This is a genomic window from Silvania hatchlandensis, from assembly GCF_025564065.1.
Taxonomy (GTDB): Bacteria; Pseudomonadota; Gammaproteobacteria; order Enterobacterales; family Enterobacteriaceae; genus Enterobacter; species Enterobacter hatchlandensis.
Window position 1 is genome coordinate 172,269 of record NZ_JAMGZK010000050.1, and the last position, 18,101, is coordinate 190,369.

General features: G+C 57.5%; 17 protein-coding genes. 5 read left to right on the forward strand and 12 right to left on the reverse strand.

The features are described 5' to 3' along the window. Positions 1 to 89 precede the first annotated feature (89 nt). Entirely contained in the window at positions 90 to 995 is a 906-nt protein-coding gene (locus tag M8014_RS13975; protein ID WP_271283021.1) for a DMT family transporter, read from the forward strand. A 110-nt stretch (positions 996 to 1,105) separates the two neighbouring features. Here M8014_RS13975 and nepI read toward each other — a convergent pair whose 3' ends face one another. From nepI to rbsK, 9 genes are all read right to left on the reverse strand, one after another. Then, complete coding sequence (gene nepI, locus M8014_RS13980) at positions 1,106 to 2,296, reverse strand: purine ribonucleoside efflux pump NepI (RefSeq protein ID WP_271283022.1); 1,191 nt, start codon at positions 2,294 to 2,296, stop codon at positions 1,106 to 1,108. A gap of 106 nt (positions 2,297 to 2,402) precedes the next feature. Beyond that, the gene (locus M8014_RS13985; protein WP_271283023.1) at positions 2,403 to 2,855 is read right to left on the reverse strand and encodes a DUF1198 domain-containing protein; all 453 of its coding nucleotides are present in this window, start codon (positions 2,853 to 2,855) and stop codon (positions 2,403 to 2,405) included. A gap of 181 nt (positions 2,856 to 3,036) precedes the next feature. After that, entirely contained in the window at positions 3,037 to 4,428 is a 1,392-nt protein-coding gene (gene uhpT, locus M8014_RS13990) for a hexose-6-phosphate:phosphate antiporter (protein WP_271283024.1), read from the reverse strand. Positions 4,429 to 4,573: 145 nt separating this feature from the next. Further along, complete coding sequence (uhpC, locus tag M8014_RS13995) at positions 4,574 to 5,893, reverse strand: MFS transporter (protein WP_271283025.1); 1,320 nt, start codon at positions 5,891 to 5,893, stop codon at positions 4,574 to 4,576. Then, positions 5,886 to 7,391: a signal transduction histidine-protein kinase/phosphatase UhpB gene (gene uhpB / locus M8014_RS14000; protein WP_271283026.1), complete on the reverse strand. Its 1,506-nt coding sequence runs from the start codon at positions 7,389 to 7,391 to the stop codon at positions 5,886 to 5,888. The genes uhpC and uhpB overlap by 8 nt, the downstream gene beginning before the upstream one ends. Beyond that, entirely contained in the window at positions 7,391 to 7,981 is a 591-nt protein-coding gene (uhpA, locus tag M8014_RS14005; RefSeq protein ID WP_271283027.1) for a response regulator transcription factor UhpA, read from the reverse strand. Before uhpA ends, uhpB begins: the two co-directional genes overlap by 1 nt. Before the next feature lie 81 nt (positions 7,982 to 8,062). Continuing rightward, positions 8,063 to 9,073, reverse strand: coding sequence for an aldose 1-epimerase family protein (locus M8014_RS14010; RefSeq protein ID WP_271283028.1), 1,011 nt, complete (start codon positions 9,071 to 9,073; stop codon positions 8,063 to 8,065). Positions 9,074 to 9,084: 11 nt separating this feature from the next. Then, positions 9,085 to 10,401 carry an L-fucose:H+ symporter permease gene (gene fucP, locus M8014_RS14015; protein WP_271283029.1) on the reverse strand — a complete coding sequence of 439 codons (1,317 nt, stop codon included), beginning with the start codon at positions 10,399 to 10,401 and terminating at the stop codon, positions 9,085 to 9,087. A 26-nt stretch (positions 10,402 to 10,427) separates the two neighbouring features. Further along, entirely contained in the window at positions 10,428 to 11,348 is a 921-nt protein-coding gene (gene rbsK / locus M8014_RS14020; protein WP_271283030.1) for a ribokinase, read from the reverse strand. 349 nt (positions 11,349 to 11,697) lie between these two features. Here rbsK and M8014_RS14025 point away from each other — a divergent pair, with 349 nt between their 5' ends. Continuing rightward, positions 11,698 to 12,489 (forward strand): DeoR family transcriptional regulator, encoded by a 792-nt coding sequence (locus M8014_RS14025; protein ID WP_271283031.1) that lies wholly within the window; start codon positions 11,698 to 11,700, stop codon positions 12,487 to 12,489. A 1-nt stretch (position 12,490) separates the two neighbouring features. Here the strand turns inward: M8014_RS14025 and ilvN are convergent, their stop codons facing one another. The 3 genes from ilvN to ivbL form a co-directional block, all read right to left on the reverse strand. Further along, positions 12,491 to 12,778: an acetolactate synthase small subunit gene (ilvN, locus tag M8014_RS14030; RefSeq protein WP_271283032.1), complete on the reverse strand. Its 288-nt coding sequence runs from the start codon at positions 12,776 to 12,778 to the stop codon at positions 12,491 to 12,493. A 3-nt stretch (positions 12,779 to 12,781) separates the two neighbouring features. Further along, entirely contained in the window at positions 12,782 to 14,470 is a 1,689-nt protein-coding gene (gene ilvB, locus M8014_RS14035; RefSeq protein WP_271283033.1) for an acetolactate synthase large subunit, read from the reverse strand. 101 nt (positions 14,471 to 14,571) lie between these two features. Next, positions 14,572 to 14,670 carry an ilvB operon leader peptide IvbL gene (gene ivbL / locus M8014_RS14040; RefSeq protein WP_271283034.1) on the reverse strand — a complete coding sequence of 33 codons (99 nt, stop codon included), beginning with the start codon at positions 14,668 to 14,670 and terminating at the stop codon, positions 14,572 to 14,574. A 303-nt stretch (positions 14,671 to 14,973) separates the two neighbouring features. Between ivbL and M8014_RS14045 the strand changes: the two genes are divergently transcribed. Genes M8014_RS14045 through M8014_RS14055 form a run of 3 tightly spaced genes read left to right on the forward strand, consistent with a single transcriptional unit; the run spans position 14,974 to position 17,956 of the window. Continuing rightward, entirely contained in the window at positions 14,974 to 15,570 is a 597-nt protein-coding gene (locus tag M8014_RS14045; RefSeq protein WP_271283035.1) for a Tli1a family immunity protein, read from the forward strand. Continuing rightward, the gene (locus M8014_RS14050) at positions 15,558 to 16,493 is read left to right on the forward strand and encodes a DUF2235 domain-containing protein (RefSeq protein ID WP_271283036.1); all 936 of its coding nucleotides are present in this window, start codon (positions 15,558 to 15,560) and stop codon (positions 16,491 to 16,493) included. The genes M8014_RS14045 and M8014_RS14050 overlap by 13 nt, the downstream gene beginning before the upstream one ends. Then, on the forward strand, positions 16,490 to 17,956 hold the full coding sequence (locus tag M8014_RS14055; protein WP_271283037.1) for a T6SS phospholipase effector Tle1-like catalytic domain-containing protein: 1,467 nt from the start codon (positions 16,490 to 16,492) through the stop codon (positions 17,954 to 17,956). The genes M8014_RS14050 and M8014_RS14055 overlap by 4 nt, the downstream gene beginning before the upstream one ends. Positions 17,957 to 18,101 lie beyond the last annotated feature (145 nt).

Genomic DNA, 18,101 nt, shown 5'->3' on the forward strand with positions numbered 1-18,101 from the left:
TCAGGCCGCACCTATCCCACCACCCTACCTGACAAGATCCCATGCTATTCTGTTGGCCGAATCACAACCAACACATCGCAGGGGAGAACATGGGTGCCACAAAAAAAGGGATGCTGAATGTCCTGGTCGCCGCCATTTTATGGGGAAGTTCAGGGGTTTGCGCGCAGTACATCATGGAGAAAAGTCATATTTCCTCGCCTTACCTCACCATGGTTCGTCTGCTGTTTGCCGGGGTGATCCTGCTGACGCTGTCGTTTGTGCACGGCGACAAGATTTTCTCGGTCATCAAAAACCGTAAAGACGCCATCAGCCTGCTGATTTTTTCCCTGTTCGGGGCGCTTATCGTCCAGCTGACCTTCCTGGTCACCATCGAAAAATCCAACGCCGCCACCGCCACCGTGCTGCAGTTCCTGTCGCCGACCATTATCGTGGCGTGGTTCGCGCTGGCGCGTAAAAAGCGCCCGGGCATGTTTGTGCTGGCGGCGATCATGACTTCGCTTATCGGCACCTTTTTACTGGTGACCCACGGGGATCCGACCTCACTGACCATCTCCCCTGCCGCGCTCTGCTGGGGCATCGCCTCCGCCTTCGCCGCCGCGTTTTATACCACCTATCCGTCTACGCTGATTGCCCGCTACGGCACGCTGCCGATTGTCGGCTGGAGTATGCTGCTGGCTGGATTAATGCTGACCCCCTTCTATGCCGGACGCGACACCACCTTTGTGATTGATGGCAGCCTGCTGCTGGCATTCTTCTACCTGGTGGTGATCGGTACGGCGGTGACCTTCAGTCTGTATCTGAAAGGTGCGCAGATGATTGGTGGCCCGAAAGCGAGCATTCTGAGCTGTGCCGAGCCGCTGAGCAGCGCCCTGCTGTCGGTGATGTTGCTGGGGGTGGCGTTTACCCTGCCTGACTGGCTGGGCACGCTGCTGATTGTATCGTCGGTGGTGCTGATTTCGATGGATTCACGCAGACGCGTACAGAAATCCGCGTAGCCATTGCCCCTCACCCCGGCCCTCTCCCCATAGGAGCGAGGGGGAAAAGACGGCACCGGGCAGTCCCCTCTCCCCTGTGGGGAGAGGGTTAGGGTGAGAGGGGAATTTACTTACTGCGCCTTCACTTTCCCCGCCACCAGCAGCGCGGTGATCAGCATCAGCGTGCCGGAAATCACCAGCGGTGACGTCAGTCCCAGATGGTCGAGCGCAACGCCGCCAACCGCCGCCCCGCAGGTGTTCGCCAGCTGGATCACCGCCACCTGAATGGAACCGGCTTTTTCCGCCTGATCGGCCAACGAGCGGGTGATCCACGTCGACCAGCCCACCGGGATCAGCGCAAAAGCAAAGCCCCAGATAATCGCAACCGCCGACGCCACCCACTTGTCGCTGCCCCACAGGATCAGCACCACGGCGCTGAGGGCCAGCACCAGCGGCGCACCCGCGAGGGCAAGTTTCAGGGAGCGTTTCAGGAACTGCGCCGACAGCGAAGTACCCACAAAGCTGGCGATACCGAAGCTTAAAAGCACCAGCGTCAGACCATCAACATCAAACCCGGCCAGGTTCGTAAACACCGGGCGGATGTAGGTAAAGAAGGCAAACTGCCCGGCAAAGGCCATAAAGATGGCGCTCATCCCCGCCAGCACGCCAGGGCGTTTCAGGAGGCTGAACATGTTCTGCTTGTGATGCGCGGCTTCGCCCGGCAGCGACGGCAGCGCTTTCCATACCCACAGGATGCACAGCACGCCCATCACCGCGGCACCGTTAAAGACGTTCCGCCAGCCGATAATCCCGCCGAGGAAGCTGCCCAGCGGCGCGGCGATCACCAGCGCAATGGAGACGGCACCAAAAATCACCGACAGCGCTTTCGGCACCGTGCGCGCCGGCACCAGCCGCATGGTGAGTGACGCCGACATCGCCCAGAATCCGCCAAGCCCCAGTCCCAGACAGGCGCGACCCAGCAGCAGTAGCGCAAAGCTATCGGCAAAAGAGACCAGCAGGCAGGAGAGGGTCAGCAGCACAGAAAAGAGGATCACCACTTTGCGGCGATCGGTGGTGCCAATCACCTGGGTGATAAACAGGCTGGCAAACATGGCGACAAAGGCGGTGACGGTCACCGACTGGCCCGCTAACCCTTCGGAAATACCCAGATCCTGCGCCATCGGCGTCAGCAGGCTGACCGGTAAAAACTCCACGGTAATCAGGCAGGCGACGCAAAACGCCACGGAAAAAACCGCCGACCAGTTAGGGCGCGACACCGCTTTGGCATGGGGCGAAGGGGCGGAGTGGATCTGTTCTGTCATGAATCACCTGAAGATAAAATGAGCGGAAAGCCGCGCAGTTTAACATCTTAAATGTGATCCATTTAACGTTTTGACAACTATTGTTCACTTCGCCCGCCGACGAGAATCAGTGCAGGTAGAAAACACCCTCTTCCGGCAGGAACAGCTGGTTATAGCGCAGCTGGAAGGCGTTAAGCTCATACGGATCCGGCTCCATATCGCGCATAAAGCCGAGCGTCATACGGATCTGGGCATCGGTAATCGGCGCGGCCAGCCGCGCCTTGCGCAGCAGGCGATACCAGCTCAGCAGGTTATTTTCACTGCTGTCGACAATGCACACCTGCCAGATCAACAGCACCTGTGCGGCGTTTTGCAGATGGGACTCGTCCGGGCGTTCAAGGTAGCGGATAAACTCGTTGCCGGCGCTTTTGCCAAACTGGTCGATCATCGATTCCACGGGAACCGGGGTGATCCCCAGACGCTCGCTCAGACGACGAATGGCGCGCCGGGGCCCCGACGTCATGACGCGAAAGCCCACCACAAACACCACGGCAAGCGTAGCCAGCATTATCCAGACCATGAACTCTCCTTACGGTTAGCCGAGCATGATATCGGGAAATGCTACGCATCAACAGCAGACAACGCCGTATTAATGAACGGATAAACAGTGGAACAGCGCCAGGAAAAAAGATAGCCGGACGCGCGCAGCGGCGGGCATAAAAAAGCCCGGCGCGAGGCCGGGCAAAACGTCACCTGTGCACTCAGGCAGCGTGTAACTGACGCAGGCGTTTTTCGCGACGGATTTTGCGCTCTTCGAGCACTGCGACCATCGCCATCAGGCAGATACAGGCGATGGCGGCGGCGTCCAGCGCGGCAAAGGTGCCCGCCCAGCCGGTGAGGCCAAAGATCGGCGTGCCGTCGGCAATCATCCCCAGTCCCAGCTTGGCGAAGCTGTCGCCGATCAGATAAGCGAAGGTGCCTTTAATTCCATCGGCAGCGCCGATCGCTTTTTTCGGCACGAAGCCAACGGCGGCTACGCCAATCAGTAATTGCGGGCCAAACACCAGGAAGCCGAGCGCAAACAGCGAGGCCAGGTAGACATACTGGTTGCTGGCATGCTGGTACACGCCGAGGGTGGCGATAATCAATGCCAGCGCCACGCAGGCCACCAGTGCCCGGCGACCGTTGGCCAGATCCGACAGCCAGCCCCACAGCAAGGTGCCGACCAGGGCCCCCACTTCAAACAGGGTAAAGCCCTGGATCGCCACCTCTTTAGAGAGCTTCAGCTCCTGGAAGGCGTAGACGGTAGACCACTGATCGATACCAATGCGCACCACGTACAGGAAGATGTTGGAGAAGCACAGCAGCCAGATGACCTTATTCTTCAGCACGTACTCGACGAAGATCTGCCATTTGGTCATGTCGTTCTCTTCGGTCTCTTTGTCCTCTTCGCTGATCTCTTCGTCAAACAGCTCTTCCGCTTTGCCGAGGCCGTACGATTCCGGGGAGTCGCTGCCGTAGCGCAGACCGATAAAGCCGACCACCAGAGCGATGATCGACGGGAAGATGAACATGCCGATCACATGGCCGTCGAACAGAACATTGGCCCCGAACAGCGCCACGCCAGCCGCACCCGCACCGCCGAGGTTGTGGGAGATGTTCCACATGCCCAGGTAGGAACCGCGCTTGCGCCGCGGGGTCCATTTGGTGATGGTCGAGTAGCTGCACGACCCGCCGGTACTCTGGAAGAAACCGCTTAAGGCGTAGAAGGCGATCATCATAAACAGGCTGACCGAGCCGGTGCCCATGCTGGCGCTGAAGCCGAGCATACAAATCGCGGAGAGGATCAGCATAAACGGCAGGAACTGCTTGGTATTTTTGCCGTCCGCGTAGTACGACACCAGGGTTTTACCCACGCCGTAAGTGATGGAGAAGCCGAGACCAATCATCCCCAGCTGGGTCATGCTCAGCCCGTAGGTGGAGATCATGTCGTTCTGGGCGATGTTAAAGTTTTTGCGGATCAAATACATGGTCAGGTAGCCGATAAAGACCACCAGATAAGACTGCATGAAGGGTTTGAACCACATTTTACGCCGCACATCGAGCGGCAGATCCAGGGTCGGCTTGCGCACCTGGTTGAGGAAGGCCAGCATGTTGGGTTGCTCCTGAGCTGATTTTTATACCTGCGAATGGCAGGCATTGTAAAAATCAGCCGGGGGCGTCGCCTGAGACAGCGTCCAGGTGGAACCGGGAAAATATCTTAGTTTTGGCCCACTCGGGACAAAAGGGTGAGGTACATCACGCTTCACTGGCCTCACGCGGCGTCTGGGCATTGAGGAACGGCAGCAGCAGCAGGGCGGAAATGCCCGCCGCGATGGCGATCGCCGCGAAGAATCCGCTCCAGTGCCAGGTGTCGATCACCCGCGCCAACGGCCAGCCGGAGAGTGATGCGCCCAGATAGGCGAACAGGCCAACAAAGCCGGTTGCCGCGCCCGCCGCATCTTTGTGCGAACACTCCGCCGCCGCCATGCCAATCAGCATCTGCGGTCCAAAGACGAAAAAGCCGGTGGTGAAGAAGCAGGCTGCCTGCATCACGTAGCTGGCGAAGGGCATCAGCCACAGTGAACCGACCGAGAGCAAAATCCCGGCAGCAAAAATCAGGTTCATCGGCCCGCGGTTGCCATTGAACAACTTGTCCGAACCCCAGCCGGCAACCAACGCGCCGATAAACCCGCCCAGCTCAAACATCGACACCGCCGAGTTGGCGGTGACCAGATCGACGCCCAGCGTCTCGGACATGTACAGATTGCCCCAGTCATTGATCGCCGCGCGCACGATATACACCAGCACGTAGCACAGGGAAAGCAGCCAGATATACGGGTTCAGCAGCACGTATTTGGTGAGGATTTCCCGGCGCGTGAGCCCCTCGCCTTCCTGCTGCTGGGCAATCTCCAGCGCGTCATGCCGCCAGTCGCCAATCGGCGGCAGGCCGACGGTTTGCGGCCTGTCCCGCAGTCGCCAGCACAAAAACAGCCCGGCGAGGATCGCCAGGCTACCGGCAATCATCATCCCCGCACGCCAGCCGTAGTGCAGCGCCGCCGCCCCGACCACGATCGGGATCAGCGCCCCGCCGACGTTGTGCGCAGTGTTCCAGAGGGCCCACCAGCCGCCGCGCTCGGTACGCGAATACCAACTGGTCAGCAGACGGGCGCAAACCGGCGATCCCCAGCCCTGGAAAAAGGCGTTCAGCGCCCACAGCAGGGCAAAGGCCCACAGCGAGGTGGAGAAGCCGAACAGAATATTGACCACCCCGGTGGCGATCAGCCCCAGCCCCATAAAGTAACGGGCGTTGGAGCGATCGCTGACTATGCCGGAGACGAACTTCGACAGGCCGTAGGTGATGTAAAACAGCGTGGCCAGCAGGCCGATATCGGTGCGGGTCATCACCCCGCTGGCGAGGATCTCCGGCGCGGCAGCGTTAAAGCTTTTGCGGGTGAAATAGAACAGCGCGTAGCCGAGCCAGATGGTAAGCAAAATATGCCGCCGCCAGTAGCGATAGCGGGCGTCGATCTCGGCTTTGTCGCCGATCGGCGCAGCGTTGGCGGGGGTTTTAAACATGATGTGTCCTTAGCGGCAAACTGACGCTGACGCGGGTACCGTGGGTGCAGGAGATAGCCAGCGTACCGCCCAGCGCCGTGACGCGCTCGCGCATTCCCGCCAGGCCAAAGCCCTGCTGCGCGGAACCGGTCGGCAGCCCGCAGCCGTCATCCTCAAGCAGCAGCATCAGCCGCTCATCCTGCTGCCACCCCTGTAGCGTTACCGCGCTGGCGCTGGCGTGCTTGACGATATTATTCAGCCCTTCCTGGCAGACGCGGAACAGGGTCACGCGCTGGCCTTCGCTCAGCGTCGTCTCGTCGATATGCCAGTCGAGATGGCTGACGATGCCGCGGCTTTCCAGCTCCATCTCGCGCATCAGGGAACGTACCGCCTGTTCAAGCGAGAGATCGTCCAGCTGACGCGGACGCAGCCGCCCCAGCAGACGGCGCACTGAGTCATACACCCCGAGAGAAAGCTGTTCGATATGCGCCCCGCCCTGCTTCACACCGGCGTTGTCCGGGGCCAGGCGCTGAACGATACCCGCCTGAGTACGAATCGCAGTGATGGTCTGCCCGATATCGTCATGCAGTTCGCGCGCCACCTCCCGGCGGACGTGCTCTTCGGTCTCCAGCAGCCGCTCGGCCAGGCGGCGGTTGCGCGCCAGCTCGGTTTGCAGGGACTGGTTCAGCTCGCGCAGACGCTGGATCCCCGCTCCGAGCAGCAGTCCGGTGAGGCTCTGCGCCAGCAGCGACAGCAGCAAATCCACCGGATGGTCGTGCCAGGTCTGGCTGGCAATCAACGCAATGGCGTTCATCAGGGTCGCAATCAGCGCCCCCTGCCAGCCGTAATGCCACGCGAGGGCGATGATCGGCAGCGCCAGACAGAACGGGGTAAAGCGCGACAGTTCTGCAGGCAGGCCAAGCTGCAGCCACAGGCTCACCACAAACAGCAGCACGTAGCCAATCAAATGGCGAGCGCGCCAGTTCACCGGCTGCGACACCAGCCCCGGCCCCAGCGGCTGCCAGACGGTGCTGGTGAGATAGTGCCAGATAACAAGGCAGGTGGGGGCCAGCGTCAGCCCGCCGGTCAGGGTCAGCAGCAGGGCGTTAAATGCCTCGGGTTGGTTGATCCACGCCAGCGATTGCAGCAGCGCGGCGGCGATCAGCGCTGCCCCCTGACGCAGCAAGGTGCGCCAGTCGCGCTGGTGGCGATAGCGGGAGATGAGTGCCACCGGGATTAGCGTCAACACGCTTCCGGTCATCAATATGGGCAGATGCGCCAGCGCCACTTCCTGCGCCAGCCAGAACACCATCAGCCACTCTGCCCCGAGCAGAACCGGCCAGTAGCCGCGCGGGCATTGCAGCATCAGCCCCAGACGCAGGCCAAAGGGGAAGAGCAGCACCGCCAGCTCCGGGCGCTCGACCAGGTGCAGGCTGATACTCCACAGGCAAAACCACGCGGCAGAGAAGATAAAGAAGCTGGCGATCACCGCCACCAGCCGGGAGAAGAAGGGGTTCATTACCAGCCGTCAAACATGCGGCGGGCCAGTTCGACGTCGTTGCTGACGCCGAGTTTTTCCATCAGGTTGGCGCGGTGAACGTGAACGGTTTTCGGCGACAGGCCAAGCTCGACGGCGATCTCTTTCACCGCCATCCCCTGGGCCAGCTTTTCCGCCACCTGGCGTTCGCGCTTCGTCAGCGGATCCTGCCGCCCCGCCGCCAGCTTGATGGCGATGTCCGGCGTCAGGTAGCAACCCCCCGTCGCCACGGTACGAACGGCGGCGATCAGCTCGTCCGGGCTACAGCGTTTAGAGAGAAATCCGCGCGCCCCGGCGTTCAGCGCCTGCTCCACCAGCGCCGGGCTGTCGTGGACCGACAGCATTATCGTCGCCATCCCCTTCGGCAACTGGCTGAGCAGCTCCAGCCCGGATTGGTCCGGCATCGAGATATCGCAAATGCATACCTGTACCCCACGTCCCGGCAACCCGGCGAGCGCCTCGCGACCGGAGCCGAATTCGGCCACAACCTGAAAGTCGGGTTCCAGGTTCAGAAGCTGGGCAAATCCGGAGCGGACGATCAGGTGATCGTCGATAAGCGCGATGGTGGTCATGGTGCGGTCCTGGCGGGATGAAAAACGCGCTTACCTTAGCGATAAGCGCGCTGCTGTTCAAGCTGTGAACGATTTTCGCCGTCAGAGGATGCCGGTTGTCACCGTAAAGTGGCGCGTTTCGGCCGCAGCCAGGTGGATCAGACTGTCGCTACTTTGCGCCGCCAGGAAACCTTCCGGGCGACAGGTGGCCGGGAGGGCGAACGCGGCCACACTCTGATCGCCGTTGTAGAGGATCCACCGGGTGGCGTAGTTCAGCTCCGCACTGGTAAAGCGGGTGACGAACGTGACGCCATCGGGTGCGATCATCTGAAATTCTGGGGTCCCGGTATAGCGATCGAGCCGATCGGCAAAAAAGACAATCTCCGGATCGTAATAGTGCGGCGCATCCAGCACCTTCAGCGTGGCTTCGCCCTGCTGCAGACGCTGATTAAACGCCAGCCACTGTTCGGTTGGCTTCACATGTGCCGGTATCGATTCGCGCAGTTGAATAGCCTCATCGGGGATATTCTGGCTGAACGTGGCCCCCTCAACGTACGCATAGTTCATGTGGCACATGTACTGCAGCGGCATTGGCACCGAGGCCAGATTGGTCACCGCCATGTCGATGTCGAACAGGGCGCTGTCTTTATGCAGAGTGACCGACGGGTGCGCCTGATAATGATGACCGAATCCCATCACATACTCATAGCGCCCGCCAATGCGCAGGCTGTCGCCCTCCAGCTCGAGCCAGGCATCATCCATTGGCGCACACGGCATTTCACCGTGCAGCGGGTGCGTATCCTCGGGTGCAGGGCAGCCGTTTGCCAGCAGCCCGGAGTGAAACGCGAAGCAACCGTAAGTGGTGACCACCTCTTTTGCCGGCAGCGGCTGGCTGAACATGTTCTTCATCGTCAGATCGCGACCGTCGAACTCCGCATCCCAGATCATCTGACCCATCCACGGGAGGATCACCAGATGCCCGCGGGCATTCTGCACGCGCAGCCCTTCCACGCCGCTGGCATAGCGAAACGCCGTGACCGTGAAGTCGTCATTTTCCAGTAAGGTACGCGGCTGTTCATTAAACAGCGTGCGCCACAGGGGAAGTTTCGTCATTTTCAATCTCCTCAGGAGGCCGTGGCTTCGGTCAGTTCACGGCGTACTTTGCTTTCACGCCAGAAGTAGACGCCGACATAGACAAAGCACAGCATCGACACCAGGAAAGAGGCTTGCAACGAATGGAACATGTCAGCGACGTATCCCTGCACCGCAGGCACCACTGCCGCGCCGACAATCGCCATCACGATCACCGCACCCGCCATCTCGGTATGTTCGTTATCTACCGTATCCAGCGTGCCGGCATAAATGGTCGCCCAGCAAGGTCCAAACAGAATGCTCACCAGCACCGCCGCATATACCGCGCTGAAGCTCGGGGCCAGCGCAACGTAGACCAACAGCAGCGCCCCGATCACCGAATAGAGAATTAACACTTTTTCCGGGTTGAAGCGGGTCATCAGAATGTTGGCGATAAATTTGCCGATGAAGAAGCAGATGAAGCTGTACACCATAAAGTTGGAGGCATCGCGCTCGTTGATATCGCCCAGCTCCAGCGCCAGTCGGATGGTGAATGACCACACCGCGACCTGCATACCCACGTAGAGGAACTGCGCCATAATGCCACGACGAAATCGCGGGTTCGCCGCCAGATAACGCAGGGTCTCCATCGCCGACGGGCGTTTGTGCTGCGCGGTTGTTGCCACTTTACAGGTCGGGAAGCGAGTCAGCAGGAACAGCACCATCACCACAACCAGCACCATAATCATGTACTTGTAGGGTTCGAGGGTGTTATCCAGCATCAGGATTTTAAACTGATGGATTTGCTCAGCGTTCATCCCGGCCATCTGCTTCTCGAGGCTGTCACCTTCGGAAAAGACCAGATATTTACCCAGCAGAATCCCGGCCACTGCGCCGATCGGGTAGAAGGTCTGGCTGACGTTAAGACGCAGCGTGGCGTAGGCTTTCGGGCCCAGCATCGAGCTGTAGGTATTGGCTGCGGTTTCCAGGAAACTCAGGCCAATAGCAATGGCGAAAATCGCCGCCAGGAACATGGTGTAGGTTGCCATGTGCGAGGCAGGAAAGAAGAGCGTACAGCCAACGATATAGAGCGTCAGCCCCATTAAAATCGCGATCTTATAGCTGCTCTTTTTAATCACCAGCGATGCCGGAATGGCGATCAGGAAATAACCGCCATAAAAAGCACTTTGCACCAGCGCAGAAGCAAAATTGCTGAGTGCAAATACACTTTTAAACTGCGTAATTAATATATCATTTAATGCCGCAGCGCATCCCCATAACGGGAATAAACAGGATAACAAAATAAACTGGAACAGAGGGGTTTTATTCAGATAGCCGTCAGGCATCTGAATGATATTTTTATCGTTCATAGTGCTACCTTTTAGTGTGCAGGGTTTTATTCGTTCATCGACAGAAATTCGTTGAATTGTTCAATGCTCGGGTAAGACGATTGCGTGCCTTTTCCGGTGACGCTGAACGCGGCAAAGAAGGAGGCTTTTTTCATGGCGGCTTCAACATCGCCGCTCTGGACGTAGTAGTGCGCGAAGCAGCCGATAAAGGCATCGCCTGCGCCGCTGGTATCCACCGCATTCACTTTAAATGCCGGGACGAACACTTCTTTATCGCGCGTCATCCACAGCGCACCTTTTTCGCCCATGGTGACAATAATATTATTCAGCCCTTTATCCACCAGCGTTCTCGCGGCGAGGCAAATATTCTCGTAGGTATTCACCGGCATCCCGGTCAGAATTTCCAGCTCGGTTTCATTCGGTACAAAGAAATCACATTTACAGGCATAAGACATGTCTAATTCACGCAGTGCCGGTGCCGGATTTAATAACACCTGAATACCGTGTTTCTTACCAAATTCGATGGCGTGATAAACGGTTTCCAGCTGAACTTCAAGCTGCAATACAATGAGCTGACATTTTTTAAGATCGTCGGCCGCGCGATCGATATCTTCCGGCGAGAGGAATTTATTCGCCCCTTTGACAATCAGAATACTGTTGCTGGAACTGGCATTCACAAAAATCGGCGCCACGCCGCTGCTGGTGCAGGGCACTTTTTCGACATAAGTGGTATTGATGCCCCAGGATTCCAGATTACGGATCGTGTTATCGGCAAAAATATCGTCACCGACTTTGGTGAGCATCATCACCTTTGAATTCAGCTTAGCTGCCGCCACCGCCTGATTGGCCCCTTTGCCGCCACAGCCAATTTTAAAGGCTGGCGCTTCGAGCGTTTCACCCTCTTTCGGCATCTCGTTGATATAAGTGATGAGATCCACCATGTTGGAGCCGATAACCGCGATATCCATTTTACTTCCTCTCTGCAACAATCACATAACAATGATATTATCGTAACATTATCATGTTATTTCCGTATCATTTGTGACTGCGATCGCGATTAGACAATCCTCATGATTGTTTATTGTTTCACCACTCATTTTACGTGTTCGCCGTTTTTTCTCCGAGTCCCGGTGATGGCAAAGCGTGATCAAACAACATAAAACGATTAAATACATTGAGTTATACTGATAGCGCGCCAGGTAATGTGGCTTTTCTTTAGTGACGCCCGGCAGTATAGTATGCCGCGGGAAAAATGTTTCGAACGCATCAAGAATGTTATTATAGAAACATCGAACAGTGCAGTAGCGGAGAAGGTGAATGGAAACAAAACAAAAAGAACGTATCCGGCGTCTGGTTGAACTGCTGAAGAAAACCGACCGCATTCACCTGAAAGAGGCCGCCCGGATGCTGGAAGTGTCGGTGATGACGATTCGTCGCGACCTGAGCCCCGACAATCACGAGACGGTGCTGCCGTTAACGCTGCTGGGCGGGTATATCGTGATGGTCAACAAGCCGGCGACGGCGCCTGCCGCTCAGCCAGTCCGCAGCCAGACGCATCACCCTGACGATCTGCCGGTGGCAATTCTGGCCGCCGGGATGGTGGCGGAAAATGATCTGGTGTTTTTCGACAATGGTCCGGAGATGCCGCTGGTCATCAGCATGATCCCGGATGACATTACCTTTACCGGCATCTGCTACTCGCACCGGGTGTTTATTGCGCTCAACGAAAAACCGAATGCGACGGCCATTCTGTGCGGCGGCACCTACCGGGCAAAGAGCGATGCCTTCTATGACACCAGCAACCCGTCGGTGCTGGACTCCCTGAACCCACGCAAGGCATTTATCTCCGCCAGCGGCGTGCATGAGCACTACGGTGTGACCTGGTTTAACCCGGATGACCTCGCCACCAAACGCAAGGCCATCCAGCACGGACTGCGTAAAATCCTGCTGGCGCGGTATGCCCTGTTTGATGAAGTGGCCTCCGCCAGCATCGGGCCGCTGTCCGCCTTTGATGTGCTGATCAGCGACCGACCGCTGCCGGCAGATTACCCGGCGCACTGCCGGAACGGGTTTGTGAAAGTCATCACCCCGGATTCCGCCAGCGAGTAGGTTATTCGAAGAACACCGCAATTTTGTTAAACATGGTCGGATCGGACTGGTTGCGCACCACTTTCACCACGTCTTCCAGCTTGTCGATCTGGGCCATCATCTGCTCCAGCCGCTGATCGTCGTTTACCAGTAGCCAGATGCGGCTGTGCTCGCTGCCCTGAATCGGCAGACAGAGAATGCCTTCTACGTTAAACGCCCGGCGGGCAAACAGCCCGCAGACGTGAGTCATGACGCCAGGATGGTTGCGGACGGTGAGTTCCAGAATGACGTTATCATGTTGCTTCTGCATGGCTTATTCCCCCACCATTTCAGTATTGGCCGCACCCGGCGGAACCATCGGATAGACTTTTTGTTGTGGATCGATACGCACGTGGATCAGCGCCGGACCCGGGCGTGAGATCGCCGCCTGCAGCGCGGCATGCGCATCCTCTTGTGCATTTAAATCGCAGGTATGCAGGCCAAAACCGGCGGCAATCTGCATAAAGTTGATCGTTCCCGGATAGGTCGCAGCAAACACCCCCTGCTTGTAGAACAGGCTTTGCTGCTGATGCACCAGCCCCAGCGCTTCGTTGTTCATCAGAATGATTTTCACGTCCAGCTGATTTTCCGCGGCGGTCGCCATCTCCTGAATGTTCATCATCAGGCTGCCGTCACCGGAGAAGCAGATCACCTTGCGATCCGGATTCGCCAGCGCCGCGCCGACGGCGGCAGGCAGGCCAAAGCCCATCGTCCCCAGCCCGCCGGAGGTGAGCCACTGGCGCGGACGGTTCAGCGGATAGGCCTGCGCCGTCCACATCTGATGCTGACCCACGTCGGTGGTGATGATGGCGCTGTCGTCCACGCAGGCGGCGACGGCGTTAATCAGCCCGTAGTGGCTCAGCGGATCGCCAGCGGTTGGGATCGCCCCCGGGAACTCCTGCTGCAATCCGCTCACCTGCTGATGCCACGCGCTGCGTGGAGTGGCCTCAATCTGCGGCAGCAGCTGAGCCAGCACCTCGTTCACATCACCCTGAATGGCGACGTGCGGCTGCTTGATTTTGCCCAGTTCGGCGCGGTCGATATCCACGTGAATGATTTTGGCATTCGGGCAGAACTGCTCGGTTTTGCCAATCGCCCGGTCATCAAAACGTGCGCCGAGAACAATCAGCAGATCGGCTTCCTGCAGGATAAAGTTGGTGCTGCGCGCGCCGTGCATCCCCAGCATCCCCAGCGACAGCGGGTGCGCTTTTGGCAGCATGCCCAGCGCCATCAGGGTCATGGTGGTTGGCAGACTGGCTTTTTCGGCCAGCGTGCGCACCGCTTGCGGGGCATCGATTACTCCACCACCCAGATACAGCACCGGACGTTCTGCGGCGTTGATCATCGCGGCGGCTTCGCGCACGCTGTCGGCGCTGAATTCCGGCGACGGCGCACGGGTGCCTGGGTCGGGCAAGACGTCGATCTCAATTTCAGCGGTCTGCACATCCTTAGGAATGTCTATCCACACCGGGCCTGGACGGCCGGACTGCGCAATGCGGAACGCATCGCTGATAACCTGCGGTAATTCGCTGATATCGCGCACTAAATAGTTGTGCTTGGTGATGGGGATAGAGATGCCGTAGGTGTCCACTTCCTGGAACGCATCGGTGCCGATCATCGAGGCAGGCACCTGGCCGGTAATGCAGACTAACGGAATAGAGTCGAGGCGCGCATCGGCGATGGCGGTCACCAGGTTGGTGGCCCCCGGCCCGCTACAGGCCATGCAGACCGCCGGTTTGCCTTCGGTACGCGCCATGCCTTGGGCAATAAAGCCCGCGCCCTGCTCGTGACGCGCCAGCACATGGCGGATCTGCGTGCTCTGGCTTAAGGCGTCGTACAGCGGAAGAACCGTCCCGCCAGGAATACCGGCAACAATCGTAATGCCCTGACGTTCCAGTAAATGAACGATTAACTGCGCGCCAGTAAAGCGCGTCTTGATGGATGTTGTGCCCGAACTTGCCATGCTCCAGTCCTTTTATTCTGGGCCGACTTTCCGGGGGGCGTTAAACAAAAACCCCGCCGGTTTGCGCCGGCGGGGTTTGGAATCGTGTGTTGATTCAGTCCCTACGGCGCATTGCCGACGACCACCACCACACGCACGACGACCACTGCGGCTGGGTGCGCAGTTTTTAGTAGGGTCGAAGTCAGGATGGAAGCGTTCATGAGGACCTGTCTCTGGAATCATTGAGTGGATTTATACAAACACAGGTTTTCAGACGTGACAATGGAATTATTTTCATCTGCATAAAAATGCGTCAGCGATCACGTTTCGGTTGTCGAGCCTCCCATGTCATTTCATCCGCATCTTAGCGGTTAAGCGATTAATTCCTTTAACGATTCTGAAAAATACACGCAGAGATTTAGCCATGCTAATTGCAGGGTTATTCTTTAGCCCGTGCGTGATGAAAAGACCAAATATCAATACAGCTGAACAAAAGGAATGTCATTTCTGGTTAAGGAGAACAAATGCAATTTCTACACAGCGCATTGGTCGCCGTCACACTGCTGCTGGCCGGGTGTGACAAACCGGTGACAACCGACAGCCCACCGTTCGGAGGCGGTGGCACCATTGAAGCCATTAACCATACCAGCTGGGCCATCAATCGCTTCAGCGTCAATGGCGTAAACGGTCTCGATGCTATCGGCCCGTATCAGGGCGGCGGCGGCGGTTGCTGCTTTGGTGTGGATAGGCCGTGGGACCCGACGATGACGGTACAGGTGGACTGGGAAACTGGCGTCGCCTTTGCCAGCGACGTGCCTGAAATGCCTAAGCCGAAGGAGCCTGATACAACAGGCATGGGCAGGGATGCGCGATACAAGGCCTGGCAGGATTATTCAGATAAATATCACGCCTGGTTCGACAAATTTAAAGCCATCAGTAAAGCGCATACCCGCACTGTCCCTCTCCCCGACTACACCAGTCAGCCAACCTGCGGGATCACCGTCCATTTCCTACCCTGCGACCAGATAAAAGTCACCACCAGCTGTGCCGACTACGGCAATCCTGACTACCCGATTAAAGAGCCAGTCTATATGGAGAAACCCGGCGTATGCCCAAATTAAACCCTGACAACGTCTGGTATCCACCAGAATTCCCGGAAAGCGGCAGGCTTCCCACTGCTCAATCGCTGACAGAGCGCAATCGCTGGCAACAGGAGCACCTTGAGCACGCCTACCACAATGAACTGTGCGCGGCGGCAGGCTGGCGGGTAGCTCCCCCCTGTTGCAGAACGCTCCATATCAGCCTCTTTTTTGACGGCACCGGCAATAACCTGAACTACGACCTTTATCACGCCACGCCGCCACACCCCACCAATATTGCCCGCATATTCCGGGCAACCATTGGCCAGGGCTACGCCGGGGGCGCCGGAGACAAAAATGCCGTGTTGGTCGATCAAGAGGGATCGGCAAACAATCAATATTACAAATACTATATTCCCGGCGTGGGCACCCCTTTCCCGGAAATAATGGACCTTGATTACAGCCCTGAAGGTCTGCAATACGCCGCCTACGGTGAGGAGCGCATTAACTGGGGGCTGCTGCGGATAGTGGATGCCCTGCGCAGAATGCTGAGGTTGGGTAAGCTATCCGATGGTGAAAGCTGGCAGGCGCTGAAAGCGATGGCCACTTCCTGGATATCGTTTCAGATAGTCGGAGATTATCAGCGCCGCTCGGAATTCTTCCGCCTTCTGAACAAGCTTGGCAGACCCCTTGAAACAGCGCTAACGACGCCGGGCGTAGGTCAGGCCAGATTAATGGGTATCAAACTCTATATTTACGGTTTCTCCCGTGGCGCAGCCGCTGCCAGAACCTGCGTAAACTGGCTTAACGCGCTCATACCGCCCCCGGAACAAGGGGAACCCCAGCCGCTGTGTCTGCCTTCCGCCATGGGGAATATCCCCATAAGCGTTGAGTTCTTCGGGCTGATGGATACCGTTGCTTCAGTAGGTATCGCCCATATCGCCCCGTCGCGTAAGGCCATATGAGCTGGGCGGATGGTACGCTGGCGCTACCGGACAATGGTCTGATTAAACGTTGCGTGCACATGGTCAGCGCCCATGAACAGCGCCTCTGTTTTCCGCTGGATTCGGTCTGTCGGGAAGATGGGAGCTATCCGGAAAACAGCGTTGAAGTGGTCTATCCCGGGATGCATTCGGATATTGGCGGAGGCTATCCACCGGGCGATCAGGGTAAAGGCAGCGGAGATGAAGATGCATATTTAATTTCGCAAATTGCATTACATGATATGTATGCCGCCAGTTTTGCTGCGGGAGCTCCTTTGAAAGTCTTACGAGATGCACTCCCGGAACATCTCAAAGAAAACACATGGCGCATCATAACTACAGAACTTAGCCGTGCATTCGAAATTTCCCCGGATATCATCAAACGCTTCAACGGCTGGCGACAGCTCACGCTCGGCCTGGTGCCTTCTGAAGAAGCCCTTTCTGCCGAACACGTCACGCAATACTCCCCCGTACGTGCAGATCACAACCTTATCGACGCATTAGAACAGCAGATTGGCTGGTTAACCGCCTGGCGAATAAACCGCTATGCCAATGAGACCTTCCGTCAGCAGCGCTTTTACGCCGCTGCCGCCGCTAACGAACAAGATCAGGATAATGACCCGGCTATCCGACGGCAGCGGGAAAGGGATCATGAGACAGCGTTGAATGAACTGGAAAAAATACGTCATGCACAACGAATGAATGCCAGAGATGGCGAGTTCACGTTGTTCGCTGCGGGCCCCAAAGGCTTTGATGCCGCGCTGGGTCAGACGCAGCTGCTGCAGGCGGCGATTGAGTTCAAAGAGGACTATCAGAAGCGGCCCCGCACGCAGGCCAAAAGTTTTACCTTTAACGCGCTGGATGGTTTTCGCGGCTTTATTTACGCCTTTAACCAGGACGATATCCCTGTCGAATTCAGACGCATTAAAGAGGACGGTGAAAGGTATCTGCTAACGCTATTTCCGCCACCGGGAGTGCAACTGCGCGCTGACGACCCTGCAGGACTGACAAGGGCGCTCTTTGATGACCAGATCCATGACTCACGAGCATGGTTTATGCACAGTGCCCTTGGCGCACGCGAACCCTGGGGGAGCTATTTCTTGTATCGCATGATTTATTTTGGCGAGGCCATGAGCAAACACGTCAAACCGCTGGCTATGCTTGGCTACGTTGCCGGTCTGGCCTATCCCATTTCGACCCACGATATTCAATTCATCATCGATATGGTGCATAACGAAAATTCCCTGGCAGAACGTTCTACCGCCGGAGAGAAGATTACCGTTATCGATCCCGATACCGGCCATTCGGTGGGCGTTTTGCAGGATCGGACCCAACAATTACCTTGCGTCCACTCGTCAGCCTCGGTGCAGGCAGAATGCCGACAAGCCCTGATAAAGGATTTTAAACAGAGAAAAGCGGCGGCGATGGCGTTGTTGACCCAGTAACGCCATCCGCAGTATTCAACCTTTTGGCAACAAATGTTGCCGGAGGTTGTAGAGCAATCCTGCCTCTGCATCGTTATCCATTAGAGTTAGCGACACGCCACTTCTCCCCTCACTGTGGTAGATTCACCCCGCCTTTTGCGCCACA

Excerpts from the sequence above, each read along its gene's own strand:
- fucP (WP_271283029.1), bottom strand. The coding sequence starts at position 10,401 with ATGAACGATAAAAATATCATTCAGATGCCTGACGGCTATCTGAATAAA.
- uhpB (WP_271283026.1), bottom strand. The coding sequence starts at position 7,391 with ATGAACCCCTTCTTCTCCCGGCTGGTGGCGGTGATCGCCAGCTTCTTT.
- nepI (WP_271283022.1), bottom strand. The coding sequence starts at position 2,296 with ATGACAGAACAGATCCACTCCGCCCCTTCGCCCCATGCCAAAGCGGTG.
- M8014_RS14050 (WP_271283036.1), top strand. The coding sequence starts at position 15,558 with ATGCCCAAATTAAACCCTGACAACGTCTGGTATCCACCAGAATTCCCG.
- ilvB (WP_271283033.1), bottom strand. The coding sequence starts at position 14,470 with ATGGCAAGTTCGGGCACAACATCCATCAAGACGCGCTTTACTGGCGCG.
- uhpT (WP_271283024.1), bottom strand. The coding sequence starts at position 4,428 with ATGCTGGCCTTCCTCAACCAGGTGCGCAAGCCGACCCTGGATCTGCCG.
- M8014_RS14055 (WP_271283037.1), top strand. The coding sequence starts at position 16,490 with ATGAGCTGGGCGGATGGTACGCTGGCGCTACCGGACAATGGTCTGATT.
- M8014_RS14045 (WP_271283035.1), top strand. The coding sequence starts at position 14,974 with ATGCAATTTCTACACAGCGCATTGGTCGCCGTCACACTGCTGCTGGCC.
- M8014_RS13975 (WP_271283021.1), top strand. The coding sequence starts at position 90 with ATGGGTGCCACAAAAAAAGGGATGCTGAATGTCCTGGTCGCCGCCATT.
- M8014_RS14025 (WP_271283031.1), top strand. The coding sequence starts at position 11,698 with ATGGAAACAAAACAAAAAGAACGTATCCGGCGTCTGGTTGAACTGCTG.
- ilvN (WP_271283032.1), bottom strand. The coding sequence starts at position 12,778 with ATGCAGAAGCAACATGATAACGTCATTCTGGAACTCACCGTCCGCAAC.
- uhpC (WP_271283025.1), bottom strand. The coding sequence starts at position 5,893 with ATGTTTAAAACCCCCGCCAACGCTGCGCCGATCGGCGACAAAGCCGAG.
- M8014_RS13985 (WP_271283023.1), bottom strand. The coding sequence starts at position 2,855 with ATGGTCTGGATAATGCTGGCTACGCTTGCCGTGGTGTTTGTGGTGGGC.
- rbsK (WP_271283030.1), bottom strand. The coding sequence starts at position 11,348 with ATGGATATCGCGGTTATCGGCTCCAACATGGTGGATCTCATCACTTAT.
- ivbL (WP_271283034.1), bottom strand. The coding sequence starts at position 14,670 with ATGAACGCTTCCATCCTGACTTCGACCCTACTAAAAACTGCGCACCCA.
- uhpA (WP_271283027.1), bottom strand. The coding sequence starts at position 7,981 with ATGACCACCATCGCGCTTATCGACGATCACCTGATCGTCCGCTCCGGA.
- M8014_RS14010 (WP_271283028.1), bottom strand. The coding sequence starts at position 9,073 with ATGACGAAACTTCCCCTGTGGCGCACGCTGTTTAATGAACAGCCGCGT.